The following is a 16,671-nucleotide window of genomic DNA, read 5'->3' on the forward strand; positions in this document are numbered from 1 at the left end:
TTCAGCCTGCCACAGCCTGGGCGCGGCGGCCCTGGTCAGACGGGTTCCCCGATGATCAGCGCCGCACGCCTTCGGCCGCCAGATCGTCGGCGAGCGCGGCGATCTGGGCCCGCCCCTCGACCCGTTCCAGCCACGCGTGCGGGAGGCCGTGCTCGCCGTACCGGACGCCCAGCAGGTTGCCGCAGACGGAGCCGGTGGAGTCGCTGTCACCCGAGTGGTTGACGGACAGCAGCAGCGTGTCCCGCACGGAGGGCGCGACGAGGGCGCAGTACACGCCGATGGCGAGGGCCTGCTCGGCGACCCACCCTTCCCCCAGGGCCTCGACCTTCTCCGCGGTCGGGGAACCCTGCTCGGCCAGGTCGACGGCCTCGGTGAGCGCGGCCGAGGTCTCCTCGTGGCCGGGGTGGCGCCGCAGCAGCCGTAGCGTGCGCAGGACAGCGCCCTCCAGGGAGTCGCCCGCGACGAGGTGCGCCACGATCGCGGCGAAGGCACCCGCCGCGTAGTAGCCGGTGGGGTGACCGTGGGTGATCTGGGCGGCGCGGGCGGCCATCGCGAAGGCCGCGTCGGCGGTGTTCACCAGGCCGAAGGGCGCCGAGCACATCACCGCGCCGCAGCCCTTGGAGTCGGGGTTGACCTCGCCGGGCTTGCCGTCGAGAGCGAGCGACGGGTCAGGGGCGTACATCTGCGTGATCCCGGAGACGCAGGCGTTGCCGGGGGCGCGGCTGGGGGTCCCCCCTCTGGGGGAGTACAGCCACTCCTGCGTGATCAGACCGCCGTCGGGGGCGCCGCTCTGTGGAGGTGCGGCGTGCTCCGGGCCGGGATGGCGCTGGGTCTCCAGCCAGCGCTCGTACGCCCACCGCACCAGCAGGGCCCACCCACCGCCGATTCCCTTGAGCCGCTCCCGCTGATGGGCCTGGATGAGCGCCTCGGCGGTGAAGAGGGTCATCTGCGTGTCGTCGCTGATCTTGGCCACATCGCTGTCCCCGGCGAAGAGGAGCCCGGTCACTCCGCGCTCTCCGTTGGCGGCACGGATCCGGTCCAGCGTGCTGAACTCGATCGGGTAGCCGAGGGCGTCACCGAGGGCCCCGCCGAGCAGACAGCCACGCACCCGGGCGCGGTACACGGCCTCGCCTGCGAGGGACGACATCCACGGCTCGTTCATTCCACGCGCTCCTCGACTACGGTCGTACTCATGACCATTGTCCCGCCCGGTAGCGGCGTGCCCGCCACCGCCCCGGCCGACCAGGGCGTGGGCCCCCTCCTGCGGGCCTGGCGGGAGCAACGGCGCGTGAGTCAGCTGGAGTTGGCGTTGCGGGCGGACTCCTCGGCGCGGCACATCAGCTTTATCGAGACGGGCCGTTCCCGGCCGAGCGAGGAGATGGTGCTGCGGCTGGCCGAGCACCTGGACGTCCCGGTGCGGGAGCGCAACGCGCTGCTGCTGGCCGCCGGCTACGCCCCGCGCTACCCGGAGACCCCGCTGGACGACCCGGCACTCGACGCGCTCCGCGCGGGAATGGAGCGGCTCATCCAGGGCTACGAGCCCTACCCGGCCCTCGTGGTCGACGCGATGTACAACGTCCACGCCGCCAACCGGGGCGTCCTGACGCTGCTCGACGGCATCCCCGAGCACCTCCTCACGCCCCCGCTGAACGCGATGCGTCTGACCCTGCACCCGGAGGGCCTCGCGCCGCGCATCCGCAACCTGCGCGAGTGGCGCGGGCATCTGCTCGCCCAGATGGACCGCCAGATCGCGCTGCGCCGCTCCGAGCCGCTGCGCCGACTGTACGAGGAGGTGGCGGCGTACCCGGTCCCGGAGGAGACGCCCGGCCCCGAACCGGCCGAGCCCGTCCCCTACTTCGCGCTGCCGATGCAGATCGAGCACGAGGGCCGCGTCCTGTCCTTCATCTCCTCCATCTCCACCTTCAACACCCCCATGGACGTGACCGTCGCCGAGCTGGCCATCGAGACGCTCCTCCCGGCCGACCCCGCGACGGTCAAGTACCTTCAGTCGCTGCTGCCCTGACGTGCTTTCAGCGCCGCGTACTGCAACCCGGCGAACCCTGCGACGGTGAGCGCCTGGAGCACGGTCCACACCGCACCGGCCGTGCTCGGCGACAGCCACACCGCGAGGCCGACCAGACTCAGCACGGTCCAGGCGAGGTTGGCCTCGATCACGGCCCGCACAGGGAACACGGCGGGGCGGGCACGGGAGGCGAGCAGGCCGACGGCGGCCGCGTACACGGTGAGGAAGGCGCCGAGCGCGAGCAGCAGCGTGGAGTCGACACCGAGGAAGCGGCCGAGCGGCCCGGAAACAGCAAGGTAGGCAAGCCCGTTCGCCCCGGTCACCACCGCGTCCAGGGCCAGAAAGCGGCGCAGCACGGTGTGCGGGTCGGAGGTCCGGGCGAGAGCGGCGAGCGAGGTGGCGGACATGGTGAATCACCCTCCGTCGAGGTCGAGTTGAGGCGGCGAGGCCGGATCCCGAGACGGAGTGCGCCGCCCCGGAACCCGGTGACTCAACGTTCTCGCGACCGGGCAAAGGGGTCGATTACCTGCCGGGTAATGACACCCCCCAGGGGCGCGGGGAACTGCGCGACCAGCCCCCACGAACCTGCACCCGGCACACAACAGTGACCACCCCACCGCTTCCCCGTAACATGGCGCCCGTACTTTCGGCGCGTAGGGGAGGCGTGGCGTGAGTGAGCGGCGACCCGCTCCCACCGTGGGCCAGGTGGTGCTCGGCAAGCGCCTCCAGGAGCTGCGCGAGTCAGCCGGGCTGGGACGCGACGAGGCAGCCCGCGTGCTGCACGTTGCCGCGGCGACCGTACGCCGGATGGAGACGGCCGAGGTCGCGCTGAAGATCCCGTACGTCCAGGTCCTGCTGGAGACGTACGGCGTACCGGAGGACGAGGCGGCGGCCTTCGTCGCCCTGGCCGAGGAGGCCAACCAGCCGGGCTGGTGGCAGCGGTTCCACGACGTGCTGCCGGACTGGTTCAGCCTGTACGTGAGCCTGGAGGGCGCCGCCCGCATCATCCGCTCCTACGAGCCGCACTTCGTGCCCGGCCTGCTGCAGAGCGAGGGCTACGCGCGTGCCGTGATGGAGGCCGGGACGATCGGGCAGGCGGGGCCGGAGACCATGGAGCGGCATGTGTCGCTGCGCATGGAGCGGCAGCGGCTGCTGGAGCGCCCCGACCCGCCGCACCTGTGGGTGATCATGGACGAGACGGTGCTGCGGCGCCCGGTGAGCGCCGACGGCGAGGTGATGCGCGAACAGCTGGACAAGCTCCTGGAGTTCGCCGAGCGCGACCGCGTCACGCTGCAGATCGCCGAGTTCGCCTCCGGCCCGCACCCGGGGACGTACGCGCCCTTCTCCCTGTTCCGCTTCGCCGAGCCGGAGCTGCCCGACATGGTCTACACGGAGTACCTCACCGGCGCCCTGTATCTCGACTCCCGCAGTGAGGTCGCCGCGCACCTGGAGGTCCTGGACCACATGTCGACGGCCGCGGCGTCGGCCGAGCGCACGAAGAAGATCCTGCGAGAGTGCCGCGAGGCCGTCTGACCGGCGTACGGCAACCTTTCCGCCCACGGCCGACGACCTGTCCACGACCGCGGACGAGCACAGCGGACGAGCACAGCGGATGAGCACCGCAGACGAGCACCGCAGACAAGGACCGAGGAGAACACACCGCATGACCGGATCCGATGCCGTACCCGCCCGTATCGACACCAGCCGGCCGCATCCGGCCCGGGTGTACGACTGGTGGCTGGGAGGCAAGGACAACTACCCGGTGGACGAGGAGCTGGCCCGCAGGATCCTCGCCGTGGACGGCACGGTCCTGCGCGGGGCGCGCGCCAACCGGCGTTTCATGCAGCGGGCCGTACGCACCGCCGCCGAGGCCGGGATACGCCAGTTCCTGGACATCGGCACGGGCATCCCCACCGAGCCGAACCTGCACCAGGTGGCGCAGGGCGTCGCTCCGGAGGCCAGGGTCGTGTACGCGGACAACGACCCGATCGTGCTGCGGCACGCGCAGGCCCTGCTGCACGGCACCCCGGAGGGCAGCACCACCTACGTGCACGCCGACGTCCGGGACGTCGACAACTTGCTGAGCCGGGCCGGCGACTCCCTGGACTTCGACCGTCCGGTCGCGCTGTCGCTCGTCGCGCTGACCCACTACTTGGGCGACGACCCCGACGGCGACGACGTGTACGGCATGCTGAAGAAGTACGTCGCCGTGCTCGCCCCCGGCAGCTACGTGATCCTCTCCCAGGTCACCCCGGACCTCAGCCCGGAGGCCATCGAGCAGGCGGCGAACCACTTCCGGCGCAGCGGCACCCCCTTCTACCCCCGGTCCCTGGCCGAGTTCTCCCGTTTCTTCGACGGCCTGGAACTGCTCGGGCCCGGCGTCATCCCCGTCTACGGCTGGCGTCCGGAGCAGGTGGACGTGGCGGCGCAGGCCGAGGGCATCGTGCCGGTGTACGCGGGGGTCGCCCGCAAGCCCTGATCCACCCGCGTGCCGTGCGGCGGTACCCGTACGGGTGCCGTGAACAGGTGCCTTCCCGCGCTCCGCCCTAGGTTCGGGACCAGGGCAAGCCAAGGGAGCGCCTGTGACCGACACGCAGATACCGCCCGCCGCGCCCGCGGAACCGGGCGCGGCGCTGCTGAAGGCCGGGAGGTTCTTCCGGCCGGGCACGGCCGCGCCCGATCTGCACAGCGTCGCGCTGACCGGCGGGCGCGAGGCGGACGCCTTCTACCGGGACCGTTGGAGCCACGACAAGGTCGTGAACTCCACGCACGGCGTGAACTGCACGGGCTCCTGCCGCTGGAAGGTGTACGTCAAGGACGGCATCATCACCTGGGAGACCCAGCAGACCGACTATCCGAGCGTCGGCCCCGACCGCCCCGAGTACGAGCCCCGCGGCTGCCCGCGCGGCGCCGCCTTCTCCTGGTACACCTACTCCCCCACCCGGGTGCGCTACCCGTACGTCCGCGGTGTGCTCCTGGAGATGTACCGGGAGGCGAAACAGCACCTGGGGGATCCCGTCCTGGCCTGGGCGGACATCCAGAACGACCCCGAGCGCCGCCGCCGCTACCAGCGGGCGCGCGGCAAGGGCGGTCTGGTGCGGGCGAGTTGGGACGAGGCGGTCGAGCTGGTCGCCGCGGCCCACGTCCACACCATCAAGACATACGGCCCCGACCGCGTCGCCGGCTTCTCGCCCATCCCCGCGATGTCGATGGTGTCGCACGCGGCGGGCGCCCGCTTCCACTCCCTCATCGGCGCCCCGATGCTCTCCTTCTACGACTGGTACGCCGATCTGCCCGTCGCCTCCCCGCAGGTCTTCGGCGACCAGACCGACGTACCGGAGTCGGGCGACTGGTGGGACGCGGCGTATCTGATGATGTGGGGCTCGAACGTCCCGGTGACCCGCACGCCCGACGCGCACTGGATGGCGGAGGCCCGCTACCGGGGCCAGAAGGTCGTGGTCGTCGCCCCCGACTACGCCGACAACGCCAAGTTCGCCGACGAGTGGCTGCACCCGCACCCCGGCACGGACGGCGCGCTGGCCCTCGCGATGGGCCACGTCATCCTCAAGGAGTTCTTCGTCGACCGCGAGACACCGTTCTTCGCGGACTATGTACGGCAGTTCACCGACCTGCCCTTCCTGGTCACGCTGGAGGAGCGGGACGGCGCCCACGTCCCCGCGAAGTTCCTGCGCGCCTCGGACCTGGGGCAGGCGGGCGAGGGCGCCGAGTGGAAGACGGTCGTGCTGGACGAGGTGTCGGGCCGCGCGGTCGCCCCGAACGGCTCCCTCGGCTTCCGCTGGACCGAGTCGGGAAAGGGCCGGTGGAACCTCCAACTCGGCGACATCCGGCCCCAGTTGAGCATCTACGGCAGTGAGGTCTCGGCTGGTGTCGAGGTGCTGCTGCCCCGCTTCGACACCGAGGGCGGGACGCACGGGCAGGGGCGCGGGGCCGTCGTACGGCGTGGTGTTCCGGCGGTGAAGCTGGGCGGTGCGGGCGGGCCGCTGGTGACGACGGTCTTCGATCTGCTGCTCGCGCAGTACGGGGTGGCGCGGCCGGGGCTGCCGGGCCGCTGGCCGGTGTCGTACGACGACGCCGACGCGCCCGGCACGCCCGCCTGGCAGTCGGCGCACACATCCGTTCCGGCGGCCAAGTGCGCACGGATTGCGAGGGAGTTCGCCCGGACGGCCGAGCGGTCGAAGGGCCGCTGCATGATCCTGATGGGCGCCGGCACCAACCACTGGTTCCACTCCGAGACGATCTACCGCGCCTTCCTCGCCCTGCTCCAGCTGACCGGCTGCCAGGGCCGCAACGGCGGCGGCTGGGCGCACTACGTGGGCCAGGAGAAGTGCCGTCCGGTGACCGGCTGGGCGACGCTCGCGGCGGCGTCGGACTGGTCGCGACCGCCGCGTCAGATGATCGGCACGGCGTACTGGTTCCTCAACACCGACCAGTGGCGCTACGACCGGTTCACGGCCGACGTGCTCGCCTCGCCGCTCGGTTCGGGGCGGTTCCGGGGGATGACGGGGGCTGACTGCCTCGCGCTGTCGGCGCGTGCGGGGTGGATGCCGTCGTACCCGACCTTCGACCGCAATCCGCTGGAGCTCGGCGAGGTGTTCGGCGATCCGGTGGCGCGGGCGGTGGCCGAACTGCGCACGGGCAGCCTGAAGTTCGCCTGCGACGACCCGGACGCGCCGGAGAACTGGCCGCGGGTGCTGACGCTGTGGCGGGCCAACCTGCTGGGCTCGTCGGCGAAGGGCGCCGAGTACTTCACCCGGCATCTGCTGGGCACGCACTCGTCGCTCCAGGCCGAGGAGGCTCCCGAGGACGTACGGCCGCGTGAGGTGACCTGGCACGAGGAGGCGCCCGAGGGCAAGCTCGACCTGCTGCTGTCGCTGGACTTCCGGCAGACGTCGTCCACGCTGCTGTCGGACGTCGTGCTGCCCGCCGCGACCTGGTACGAGAAGCACGACCTGTCCAGCACGGACATGCACCCGTTCGTCCACTCCTTCACCCCGGCCGTGGATCCGCCGTGGCAGGCCCGCACCGACTTCGACGCGTTCAAGGCGCTGGCCGAGCGGCTCAGCGAGCTGGCCGTCGACCATCTCGGTGTACGGAAGGACCTGGTGGCGACGCCGCTCCAGCACGACACCCCGGGCGAGATGGCCCAGCCGGGCGGGGTCGTCCTGGACTGGAAGCGGGGGGAATGCGCTCCCGTGCCCGGGCGGACCATGCCGAACCTGACCGTCGTGGAGCGGGACTACACGGCGATCGGCGCCAAGTTCGCCGCACTCGGGCCGCTGGTGGAGCAACTCGGCCTGCCCGCCAAGGGCATCACCCTGAAGCCGGACGAGGAGGTCGAGGACCTTCGGCACCTGAACGGCGAGACACCCGACGGCCGCCCCTGCCTCGATACGGCCGTGAAGGCGGCGAACACCATCCTCGCCCTGTCCGGCACGACCAACGGCCGCCTCGCCACCCAGGGTTTCCGCACCCTTGAGGCCCGGACCGGGCAGGAGATGGCGCACCTGGCGGCCGAGCACGAGGGCAGGCGGATCACGTACGCGGACACGCAGGCCGCGCCGGTACCGGTGATCACCTCGCCGGAGTGGTCGGGCAGCGAGTCGGGCGGCCGGCGCTACACGGCCTTCACCCTCAACACCGAGCACCTCAAGCCCTGGCACACCCTCACCGGCCGCCAGCACTTCTTCCTCGACCACGACTGGATCCACGAGCTGGGCGAGGCGCTCCCGGTCTACCGGCCGCCGCTGGACATGAACAAGCTGTTCGGCGAACCGCGCCTGGGACCGGACGGGCAACGGGAGGTGACGGTCCGTTACCTCACCCCGCACAGCAAGTGGTCCATCCACTCCGAGTACCAGGACAACCTGTTCATGCTGGCCCTCTCCCGAGGCGGCCAGAACATCTGGATGTCCCCGCAGGACGCCGACGCGATCGGCGTCGTCGACAACGACTGGATCGAGGCGGTCAACCGCAACGGCGTGGTCGTCGCCCGTGCCGTCGTCTCGCACCGTATGCCGCCCGGCACGGTCTACATGCACCACGCGCAGGAACGCACGGTCGCCGTCCCGAAGTCGGAGACCACCGGCAAGCGCGGCGGCATCCACAACTCGCTCACCCGGCTGATCCTCAAGCCGTCCCATCTCGTCGGCGGGTACGCCCAGCTCTCCTGGGCGTTCAACTACCTGGGCCCGACGGGGAATCAGCGCGACGAGGTGACGGTGATCCGCCGCCGCAGCAGCCAGGAGGTCGAGTACTGATGCGCCCCATGGCCCAGATCGCGATGGTGATGAACCTCGACAAGTGCATCGGCTGCCACACCTGCTCGGTCACGTGCAAGCAGGCGTGGACCAACCGGCGCGGCATGGAGTACGTCTGGTTCAACAACGTCGAGACCCGCCCCGGACAGGGCTACCCCCGCCGCTACGAGGACCAGGAGCGCTGGCGCGGCGGCTGGGAGCTGAACCGGCGCGGGGCCCTGAAGCTGAAGGCGGGCGGCCGGTTCCGCAAGCTCGCCGGGATCTTCTCCAACCCCGAACTCCCGGAGATCAAGGACTACTACGAGCCCTGGACGTACGACTACAAGAACCTCACCGACGCCCCGCTCGGCGACGACTACCCGGTGGCCCGGCCGATCTCACAGCTCGACGGCAAGCCGATGAAGATCGAGTGGTCGGCGAACTGGGACGACAACCTCGCGGGCGCCACGGCCTACGGCGACTTCGACCCGATGGTCGAGCGGGCGCGCAGACAGGCCTCGGACAAGGTGCGGTTCGAGTTCGAGCAGAGCTTCATGTTCTATCTGCCGCGCATCTGCGAGCACTGCCTCAACCCGTCCTGCGTGGCGTCGTGCCCGTCGGGGGCGATGTACAAGCGGGCGGAGGACGGCATCGTCCTCGTCGACCAGGACCGGTGCCGGGGCTGGCGGATGTGCGTGACCGGATGCCCGTACAAGAAGGTCTACTTCAACCACAGCACCGGCAAGGCCGAGAAGTGCACGATGTGCTACCCACGCGTCGAGGTCGGCCTGCCGACGGTCTGCTCGGAGACGTGCGTGGGCCGGCTGCGCTATCTCGGGGTGATGCTGTACGACGCCGACAAGGTGACGGCCGCCGCCTCGGTCCGGGACGAACAGGCCCTGTACCAGGCCCAGTTGGATGTCTTCCTCGACCCCGAGGACAGCGGCGTGCGGCGGGCGTGCGAGGAGGCGGGCATCCCGTACGACTGGCTGGAGGCGGCCCGCCGCTCCCCCGTGCACGCGCTGATCAGCAAGTACCGGGTGGCGCTCCCGCTGCATCCGGAGTACCGGACGATGCCGATGGTCTGGTACATCCCGCCGCTCTCCCCGGTGGTGGACGCGCTGTCGGAGACCGGGCACGACGGCGAGGACGCGGGGAACCTGTTCGGCGCGATCGACAGCCTGCGCATCCCGCTGGAGTACCTGGCGGAACTGTTCACGGCCGGTGACATCGGCCCGGTGCGGTCCTCGCTGGAGAAACTCGCCGCGATGCGCGCCCACATGCGGGCGATCAACCTCGGCGAGGAGCCGGATCCCTCGGTGCCGGCCGCCGTGGGCATGGGGACCTTCGAGATCGAGGAGATGTACCGGCTGCTGGCGATCGCCAAGTACGAGGACCGGTATGTGATTCCGACGGCCGCCGTCGGGGATGCCCGGCGGCTGGAGGAGTCGGCGCTCCCGCAGGGGTGCAGCCTCGACTACGCCGGCGGGCCCGGCATGGGCGGCAGCGGACCCTTCGGCCAGGACTCGGGCCGCAAGATGCTGCCGCTGGTGTCGGTGGAGAACTTCCACGCCCTGCGCGGACGGCAGACCTCCGACGGCACCACCGACACAGTTCCCACGGCCGACACAGTTCCCACGACCGACACCGAGGAGGCCTGATGCCCTCCTTCGAGGTGCTCTACCAGGCGGCCGCGCTCTGCCTGACCTACCCCGACGACGACTTCCGCGCCCGCCTGCCGCTCCTGCGCGAAGCCGCCCCCCAGCTACGGGAGTTCACCGACCACGCGGCGGTCACGCCCCCGCGGGACCTCGCCGCGCACTACGTCGAGGTCTTCGACTTCAGGAACCGCCACAGCCTGTACCTGAGCTGGTGGAGCGACGGGGACACCCGGCGGCGCGGCATGTCGCTGCTCCGCTTCAAGGACCTCTACCGCGCGCACGGCCTGGAGTTCACCTGCGAGGAGTTGCCCGACTTCCTGCCCGCGGTCCTGGAGTTCGCGGCCCGCACCGGCAGCACCGAACTGCTGCTGGAACACCGGGACGCCCTGGAACAGCTCCGCTCCCGGCTCACCGACTTCGGGACACCGTACGCGTCCGTCCTGGACGCCGTATGCGCCACACTGCCGACCGCACACTCGGGGGTGCGCTCATGACCACACTCCTCTGGGGCGTCCTGCCGTACGTCACCTTCGCCCTGCTCGTCGCCGGCCTCGTCTGGCGTTACCGCTACGACAAGTTCGGCTGGACCACACGCTCCTCCCAGGTCTACGAGTCGAAGCTGCTGAACATCGCCTCGCCCGCCTTCCACTACGGCATCCTGTTCGTGCTGGCCGGCCACCTCGTCGGGCTCTTCATCCCCGAGTCGTGGACTCAGGCCGCGGGCGTGAGCGAGCACACCTACCACCTCTTCTCCCTCTACGGCGGCACGGCGGCCGGCGTGCTCGCGGTCGGCGGGATCGGACTGCTGATCTACCGCCGGCGCACCAACGCCCCCGTGTTCCGGGCGACGACCGCCAACGACAAGGTCATGTACGTCGTGCTGCTCGCGGCGATCGTGATGGGCATGGTCGCCAAGCTGGCCCACGCCGGCGGCGACGGCTACGACTACCGCCAGTCCATCGCTCCCTGGGCCCGCAGCCTGTTCACCCTCCAGCCGGACATCGACCGTATGGCGGGTGTGCCGGTGCTGTACGAGGTGCACGCGGTGATCGGCATGGTGCTGATCGCGCTGGTGCCGTACACGCGGCTGGTGCACATGTTCAGCGCGCCGGTGCAGTACCTGTTCCGGCCGTATGTGGTGTACCGCAGCCGCGACCCCGAGCAGTTGGGGCCGCGGCCGGAGAAGCGGGGCTGGGAGCGGGCGGGGTCCTAGGCGGCCCCTCCCTTCTGCTCCTTGTCGTCGTCGACGATCTCGGCGTCCACCACGCCCTCCTCGTCGGACGTGTGGGACGTGTCGGATGTACGCGCGCTCTGGTCCTCGGCCGCTGAACCGGCCGAGGCGGACGCGTACATGGCCTGGCCCATCTGCTGGCTGACCGTGGCCAGCTTCTCGATCCCCGTGCGCAGGGCGTTCGTCTCGGCGTTCCGCTCCAGTTGCTCCTTGAGGTCCGCGATCGCCGACTCGACCTCCGACCTCGTGTCCGCCGGGACCTTACCCTCGCTGTCGGGGTTGTCGCGGAGGAACTTCTCGGTCTGGTAGACGAGTTGTTCGGCCTGGTTCCGGGTCTCGGCCGCCTCACGGCGGTTGCGGTCCTCCTCGGCGTACTGCTCGGCGTCCCGCATCATGCGGTCGATGTCGTCCTTGGGGAGGGCCGAGCCGCCGGTGACCGTCATCTTCTGTTCCCGACCGGTGGCCAGGTCCTTGGCGGAGACGTGCATGATGCCGTTGGCGTCGATGTCGAACGCGACCTCGATCTGCGGGACCCCGCGCGGCGCCGGCGGCAGCCCGGTGAGGTCGAAGACGCCGAGCTTCTTGTTGTACGCGGCGATCTCGCGTTCGCCCTGGTAGACCTGGATGCCGACGGAGGGCTGGTTGTCGGTGGCGGTGGTGAAGATCTCCGAACGCCGGGTGGGAATGGTCGTGTTGCGTTCGATGAGCTTCGTCATGATGCCGCCCTTGGTCTCGATGCCGAGGGACAGCGGGGTGACGTCGAGCAGCAGGACGTCCTTGACGTCGCCGCGGATGACACCGGCCTGGAGGGCGGCGCCGACGGCCACGACCTCGTCGGGGTTGACGCCCTTGTGCGGGTCCTTGCCGGTGAGTTCCTTCACGAGGTCGGTGACGGCGGGCATCCGCGTGGAGCCGCCGACGAGGATGACGTGGTCGACCGCGGAGAGCTTGATGCCGGCGTCCTTGACCGCCTGGTGGAAGGGGGTCTTGCAGCGGTCGAGGAGATCGGCGGTGAGCTCCTGGAACTGGGCGCGGGTGAGCTTCTCGTCGAGGTGGAGGGGGCCCTCGGCGGAGGCGGTGATGTAGGGCAGGTTGATCGTCGTCTCGGAGGAGCTGGACAGCTCGATCTTGGCCTTCTCGGCGCCCTCGCGCAGCCGCTGCAGCGCCATCTTGTCGTTGCCGAGGTCGATGCCGTTCTGCCCCTTGAACTTCTTGACGAGGTACTCGACGACCCGCTGGTCCCAGTCGTCGCCGCCGAGGTGCGTGTCGCCGTTGGTGGCCTTGACCTCGATGACGCCCTCGCCGATCTCCAGCAGGGAGACGTCGAAGGTGCCGCCGCCGAGGTCGAAGACCAGCACGGTCTGCTCCTCACCCCGGTCCAGGCCATAGGCGAGGGCGGCGGCCGTGGGCTCATTGATGATCCGCAGCACCTTCACGCCCGCGATCTCCCCGGCCTCCTTGGTGGCCTGCCGCTGGGCGTCGTCGAAGTAGGCAGGGACAGTGATCACCGCGTCGGTGACGTCCTCACCGAGATAGGCCTCGGCGTCCCGCTTCAGCTTCTGCAGCACCCGGGCCGACAGCTCCTGGGCCCGGTAGCGGGTGCCGTCGATGTCGCCCTGATCGGGGAAGCGCCAGGGGCCGTCGCCCATGTGCCGCTTCATGGAGCGGGCGGTGCGCTCGACGTTCGTCACCGCCTGCCGCTTGGCCACCTCCCCCACGAGCACCTCGCCGTTCTTGGCGAAGGCGACGACCGACGGTGTGGTCCTGGCCCCCTCCGCGTTGGCGACCACAGTGGGTTCGCCGCCCTCCAGGACGGCGACCACCGAGTTCGTGGTCCCGAGATCGATCCCGACCGCGCGTGCCATCGTTGTCCCCTTCCGCCAGGGCACCCCTTTGAACTCCAGCACAAAACTTGAGTGAGTTCTTGTCAATGGGACGGGTGACCAAGCGGACGGTCACCAAACGGGGACTGAGCGCTCGCTCAGCGGCTGAGGGTCGGTCCGAAGGGCCACCCTTCAGGGGCGCGGGGCTGTGTCGATATGCGGCTCCGCCGCGTGGGCGCGACAAGCCACGACGGCGCCGCAGACGCCACACAGCCCTTCCCGGCACCCCCGTGGGCGACCCGCTACGCCAACTTCGCCGACAGCGTGATCGTCGTCCCTGTCAGCGCCTGACTGACCGGACAGTTCTTCTTGGCGTCCTCCGCGGCAGCGACGAACGCCTCGTCGTCGATCCCCGGCACCGTCCCCTCCACGGTGAGGTGAATCCCAGTGATCCCCTCACCCGGCTGGAAGTTCACGTCCGCCGAGGTGACCAGCTTGGTGGGCGGCGTACCGGCACCGTTCAGGGCGTGCGACAGCGCCATGGAGAAGCAGCTGGAGTGCGCGGCGGCGATCAGCTCCTCGGGGCTGGTCTTGCCGTTCGCGTCCTGGGAGCGCGAGGCCCACGTCACCGGCTGCGCCTCGATGGCACCGGAAGAGTCGAAGTTGACGACACCGTTGCCCTCGAGCAGGTTGCCTTCCCAGACGGTGTGTGCGGAGCGCGTGGTTGCCACGATTCTTCCTTTCGGATGGGGGCCCGTTCTCCTGGGCCCGTGTCCCCATCCGATCACACTCCGGCTCAACTCACGCGGAAGACCGGCCCACGCGGGGTGAACGGCAGGCGACGGCCTTGCGGAATCAGGTACGCGTGCTCGCGCCGCACCCGCAGGACGTCGCACCAGCCGTCCGTGATGACCAGGACGGGCGCGCCCGGCGGGAAGTCGTCGGCGCGGTGGAGGAGGTCGATCCCGGGCTGCAGGACCGTACCGCCCCGGCCGTGCACCCGCACCCGCCCGGCGATGTCCGTCACCGGCACATACCCCGCGTCGTGCGGCCCCGCGTCGCAGAACACCACCCGCGCCGCCGGTACGTCCCGGGCTTCGGCGTAGGAGGCGATGGCGCCGAGCGCCTTGCCGAGGAGCACGCGGTTCATGGACCCGGAGGTGTCCAGGACGACGCCGAAGGTGCAGCGGGCGATCTCCTCGGGCGGGAAGTAGCGGCCCGCGCGCGGGATGTCGGGGGTCGACGCCTGGCGGCGCGCAGGACGGGCGTACGTCCGCACCGGCTCAGGGCGTGGCACGAACTCGTCGAACCAGCGGGCCAGTCGGGCGTCCCACGGGAGCGGCGGATGGCTGAGCGCGCGGATCTCCTCGACCAGGCCGCCGGGCAGGAAGCCGCGCTCCTGCTGCTGGTGCAGGTCGAGGCCCTGGCACAGGCCCCGGCGGTAGAACTCGTCGAGGTCGACGAAGTCGCCGGGCGCGCTGAGCGGGGCGCCCAGCACATCGCCGAGGCCCTTGCCGCGCAGGGTGGCCAGCCGGCGCATCCGGCGCAGGTCGCCGACGATCCGGTCGTACACCTCCTCGGCGGACAGGCCGCTGAACTGCGCGTCGTACAGCAGTCCTTGGGGCATCTCGCCGACCTGCATCTCGCGCAGCCAGCCGTTGATGACGTAGTCGCAGGCGACGTTGAAGAGGTAGGGGTCGCGGGTGCCGCAGCGGTCGCCGTGGCGCAGGGCGGCGTGCAGCATCTCGTGGGCGAGGATGAAGCGCCACTCCTCGTCTTCGAACGTCCGCAGCGGGTTGATGTAGATCTCGCCGGCCTCGGCGTTGACCGCGGCGACGGCGATGCCGTGCGCGCGGGCCAGTTCGGCGTCGGCGACCAGCTTGATGCCGGCCGCGATGCCGCCGAGCAGGGGGTAGGAGGTGATGAACCACTCCAACGCCCACTGCCAGGGCCGCTTCTTGACCGGTTCGCCGTCCATGGAGTCGCGGCGGCCGCCCGCCATGTCCATCGCGGTGGAGACGGTGCGGGTCAGCGCGGTGGCGAAGGCCAGTTGGTGATCCGGGGGCGACCCGAACCATCCCGTCCACTCCACGAGCAGCAGGTCGGGCTCGGCGCCCGCCGTGCCGCAGCGCTCGTACGCGGCCGGGATGCCGTCGCGCCGCCAGCGCGCGGCGAGCTGCTCCTCGTCGCCGTCCGGGTAGGTCAGGGGCAAGTGGTCCGGGGCCCGCCCGACCGGGAAGGTGAGCAGGAATCGGTTGACGACGACGCAGCGGGCGGCGAGTTCGGCGCGGTCGGGCTGCGCGGGCCTGCCCTTCTTGGAAGGGACGTGACCGAAGCCCAGGTGCAGGACGGCGTGCGCGATGGCCCAGGCCCAGGTGGCCGGTTCGGCGATGCAATCGGGGTGGGCGTGCAGGTCGCCGTCGGAGTCGACGCGGACGAGGCCGTCGTGGGGTGCCTGCTCGCAGTCCTCCAGACGGCAGACGGCGAACTCGACCGCCGCCAACGCCGGGTTGGCCTTCACCAGCGCCATCCCCTCGGCGAAGGCCTCCGCCGCGAGGTCCCGCTTCTTCTTCCCCTTCCCCTTGCCGTTGCCCTTGTCCTGGGTGCGGCTCATCGGCGCGCCTCCACCAGCCGGGGCATGTCACGCGCCGCCTCCACCAGGAACCAGGACGGCAGCACCGGATTGCCGTCGGCGTCGGAGGCGATGACGCTCTGGGCGACCTCGACGGAGATCTCCGCGAGCTGTACCAGCAGCGACTTGGCGCGGTACGCGGTCTGCCGGCCGCTCGCCGACATGTGGTCCTTGCTGACCGGCAGTTCCTTGATCAGGCGCCCGCGGAAGGACTCGGCGAGGTAGTAGAGCAGGTCGCGGTCCTCCACACGGTGCGGCCAGCGGGCGTCGCCCTTGATGATCGCCTCGATGCCGAACTGGCTGCGCACGATCTTGACGTAGCCGCAGAACGCGGTGGCGTGCGTCGGCGTCAGCGTGCCGTGCGCCAGTACCTTCAGCGTCTCCTCGTCGAGGTCACGGCCGAAGGAGTGCAGCGCGTCGGAGAGCATGTGCCAGGAGCGGGGCGTGGAGAACGGCTCCTCGGTCTTCGGTGGCTTGGACCACAGGTGGTCGGGGCGGTCGGTGAGGTGGTCCAGGATCCACGGGTGGATGCCGTTGTTCGCGGCCCAGGTCAGCCAGTCCTTGGCGGAGGCCTCCAGGTGGACGTGGGTGAGGCGGTTGACCAGCGCGGACGCGATGGGGCGGGCGAGGGCGTTGTCGGTGGCACGGTTCCCGGCGCCGATGACGATGGACCCCTTGGGCAGCTCGTAGTTGCCGATACGGCGGTCCAGGATCAGCGAGTAGAACGCCTTCTGCACATCCGGTGTGGCCGCGTTCAGCTCGTCCAGGAACAGGCAGTACGGCTCGTCGCGGGCGATCGCCTCCGGCGGGCAGAAGACCGAGCGCCCGTCGCGGATCTGCGGCACGCCGATCAGGTCCTCCGGCGCGAGCTGGGTACCGAGCAGGCTCACGCACTCCAGGCCCAGCGACTCGGCGAAGTCCCTGACCAGGGAGGACTTTCCGATGCCGGGGGCGCCCCAGATGAAGACCGGCCGCACGGTGGCGAGGCCGAGAAGGAGGTCGGGGATTCGGGTGGGCGTGACGGTGACGGCTGCCTGCAAGGCA

General features: G+C 70.6%; 13 protein-coding genes. 7 read left to right on the forward strand and 6 right to left on the reverse strand.

Annotated features, from left to right (window positions below; translation table 11 throughout):
* Window positions 1-55: 55 nt before the first annotated feature.
* Complete coding sequence (locus ACIA8X_RS09275; RefSeq protein WP_393444924.1) at window positions 56-1,162, reverse strand: ADP-ribosylglycohydrolase family protein; 1,107 nt, start codon at window positions 1,160-1,162, stop codon at window positions 56-58.
* 30 nt (window positions 1,163-1,192) lie between these two features.
* Here ACIA8X_RS09275 and ACIA8X_RS09280 point away from each other — a divergent pair, with 30 nt between their 5' ends.
* Window positions 1,193-2,023 carry a helix-turn-helix domain-containing protein gene (locus ACIA8X_RS09280; protein WP_393444927.1) on the forward strand — a complete coding sequence of 277 codons (831 nt, stop codon included), beginning with the start codon at window positions 1,193-1,195 and terminating at the stop codon, window positions 2,021-2,023.
* Here ACIA8X_RS09280 and ACIA8X_RS09285 read toward each other — a convergent pair.
* Window positions 2,005-2,430, reverse strand: coding sequence for a hypothetical protein (locus tag ACIA8X_RS09285; protein WP_393444929.1), 426 nt, complete (start codon window positions 2,428-2,430; stop codon window positions 2,005-2,007). The two genes, ACIA8X_RS09280 and ACIA8X_RS09285, sit on opposite strands and share 19 nt — an antisense overlap.
* A gap of 262 nt (window positions 2,431-2,692) precedes the next feature.
* Between ACIA8X_RS09285 and ACIA8X_RS09290 the strand changes: the two genes are divergently transcribed.
* From ACIA8X_RS09290 to narI, 6 genes are all read left to right on the forward strand, one after another.
* A complete protein-coding gene (locus ACIA8X_RS09290) occupies window positions 2,693-3,556 on the forward strand; it encodes a helix-turn-helix domain-containing protein (RefSeq protein WP_393444931.1) in 864 nt (287 codons plus the stop codon).
* Window positions 3,557-3,686: 130 nt separating this feature from the next.
* Entirely contained in the window at window positions 3,687-4,502 is an 816-nt protein-coding gene (locus ACIA8X_RS09295) for an SAM-dependent methyltransferase (RefSeq protein WP_393444933.1), read from the forward strand.
* Window positions 4,503-4,605: 103 nt separating this feature from the next.
* On the forward strand, window positions 4,606-8,301 hold the full coding sequence (locus ACIA8X_RS09300; RefSeq protein WP_399458111.1) for a nitrate reductase subunit alpha: 3,696 nt from the start codon (window positions 4,606-4,608) through the stop codon (window positions 8,299-8,301).
* Entirely contained in the window at window positions 8,301-9,941 is a 1,641-nt protein-coding gene (gene narH, locus ACIA8X_RS09305) for a nitrate reductase subunit beta (protein ID WP_399458112.1), read from the forward strand. The genes ACIA8X_RS09300 and narH overlap by 1 nt, the downstream gene beginning before the upstream one ends.
* A complete protein-coding gene (gene narJ, locus ACIA8X_RS09310) occupies window positions 9,941-10,435 on the forward strand; it encodes a nitrate reductase molybdenum cofactor assembly chaperone (RefSeq protein WP_399458113.1) in 495 nt (164 codons plus the stop codon). Before narH ends, narJ begins: the two co-directional genes overlap by 1 nt.
* Window positions 10,432-11,154 (forward strand): respiratory nitrate reductase subunit gamma, encoded by a 723-nt coding sequence (narI, locus tag ACIA8X_RS09315; protein WP_393444940.1) that lies wholly within the window; start codon window positions 10,432-10,434, stop codon window positions 11,152-11,154. The genes narJ and narI overlap by 4 nt, the downstream gene beginning before the upstream one ends.
* On the opposite strand, the gene dnaK is transcribed toward narI, so the two are convergent.
* The 4 genes from dnaK to ACIA8X_RS09335 all read right to left on the reverse strand — a co-directional run bounded on the left by dnaK (window position 11,151) and on the right by ACIA8X_RS09335 (window position 16,667).
* Window positions 11,151-13,037 carry a molecular chaperone DnaK gene (dnaK, locus tag ACIA8X_RS09320; RefSeq protein WP_393444942.1) on the reverse strand — a complete coding sequence of 629 codons (1,887 nt, stop codon included), beginning with the start codon at window positions 13,035-13,037 and terminating at the stop codon, window positions 11,151-11,153. The two genes, narI and dnaK, sit on opposite strands and share 4 nt — an antisense overlap.
* A gap of 260 nt (window positions 13,038-13,297) precedes the next feature.
* On the reverse strand, window positions 13,298-13,726 hold the full coding sequence (locus tag ACIA8X_RS09325) for an OsmC family protein (RefSeq protein WP_393444944.1): 429 nt from the start codon (window positions 13,724-13,726) through the stop codon (window positions 13,298-13,300).
* A gap of 65 nt (window positions 13,727-13,791) precedes the next feature.
* The gene (locus ACIA8X_RS09330; protein WP_393444946.1) at window positions 13,792-15,609 is read right to left on the reverse strand and encodes a hypothetical protein; all 1,818 of its coding nucleotides are present in this window, start codon (window positions 15,607-15,609) and stop codon (window positions 13,792-13,794) included.
* Window positions 15,606-16,667, reverse strand: coding sequence for an ATP-binding protein (locus tag ACIA8X_RS09335; protein ID WP_393444948.1), 1,062 nt, complete (start codon window positions 16,665-16,667; stop codon window positions 15,606-15,608). The genes ACIA8X_RS09330 and ACIA8X_RS09335 overlap by 4 nt, the downstream gene beginning before the upstream one ends.
* Window positions 16,668-16,671 lie beyond the last annotated feature (4 nt).

Origin of the sequence: Streptomyces sp. NPDC051738, from assembly GCF_044453205.1 — a bacterium.
GTDB lineage: Bacteria > Actinomycetota > Actinomycetes > Streptomycetales > Streptomycetaceae > Streptomyces.

What these genes read in the sequence shown, in the direction of transcription:
- ACIA8X_RS09275 (WP_393444924.1), bottom strand. Translation starts at nt 1,162, where the DNA reads ATGAACGAGCCGTGGATGTCGTCCCTCGCAGGCGAGGCCGTGTACCGC.
- ACIA8X_RS09280 (WP_393444927.1), top strand. Translation starts at nt 1,193, where the DNA reads ATGACCATTGTCCCGCCCGGTAGCGGCGTGCCCGCCACCGCCCCGGCC.
- ACIA8X_RS09285 (WP_393444929.1), bottom strand. Translation starts at nt 2,430, where the DNA reads ATGTCCGCCACCTCGCTCGCCGCTCTCGCCCGGACCTCCGACCCGCAC.
- ACIA8X_RS09295 (WP_393444933.1), top strand. Translation starts at nt 3,687, where the DNA reads ATGACCGGATCCGATGCCGTACCCGCCCGTATCGACACCAGCCGGCCG.
- narH (WP_399458112.1), top strand. Translation starts at nt 8,301, where the DNA reads ATGCGCCCCATGGCCCAGATCGCGATGGTGATGAACCTCGACAAGTGC.
- narJ (WP_399458113.1), top strand. Translation starts at nt 9,941, where the DNA reads ATGCCCTCCTTCGAGGTGCTCTACCAGGCGGCCGCGCTCTGCCTGACC.
- narI (WP_393444940.1), top strand. Translation starts at nt 10,432, where the DNA reads ATGACCACACTCCTCTGGGGCGTCCTGCCGTACGTCACCTTCGCCCTG.
- dnaK (WP_393444942.1), bottom strand. Translation starts at nt 13,037, where the DNA reads ATGGCACGCGCGGTCGGGATCGATCTCGGGACCACGAACTCGGTGGTC.
- ACIA8X_RS09330 (WP_393444946.1), bottom strand. Translation starts at nt 15,609, where the DNA reads ATGAGCCGCACCCAGGACAAGGGCAACGGCAAGGGGAAGGGGAAGAAG.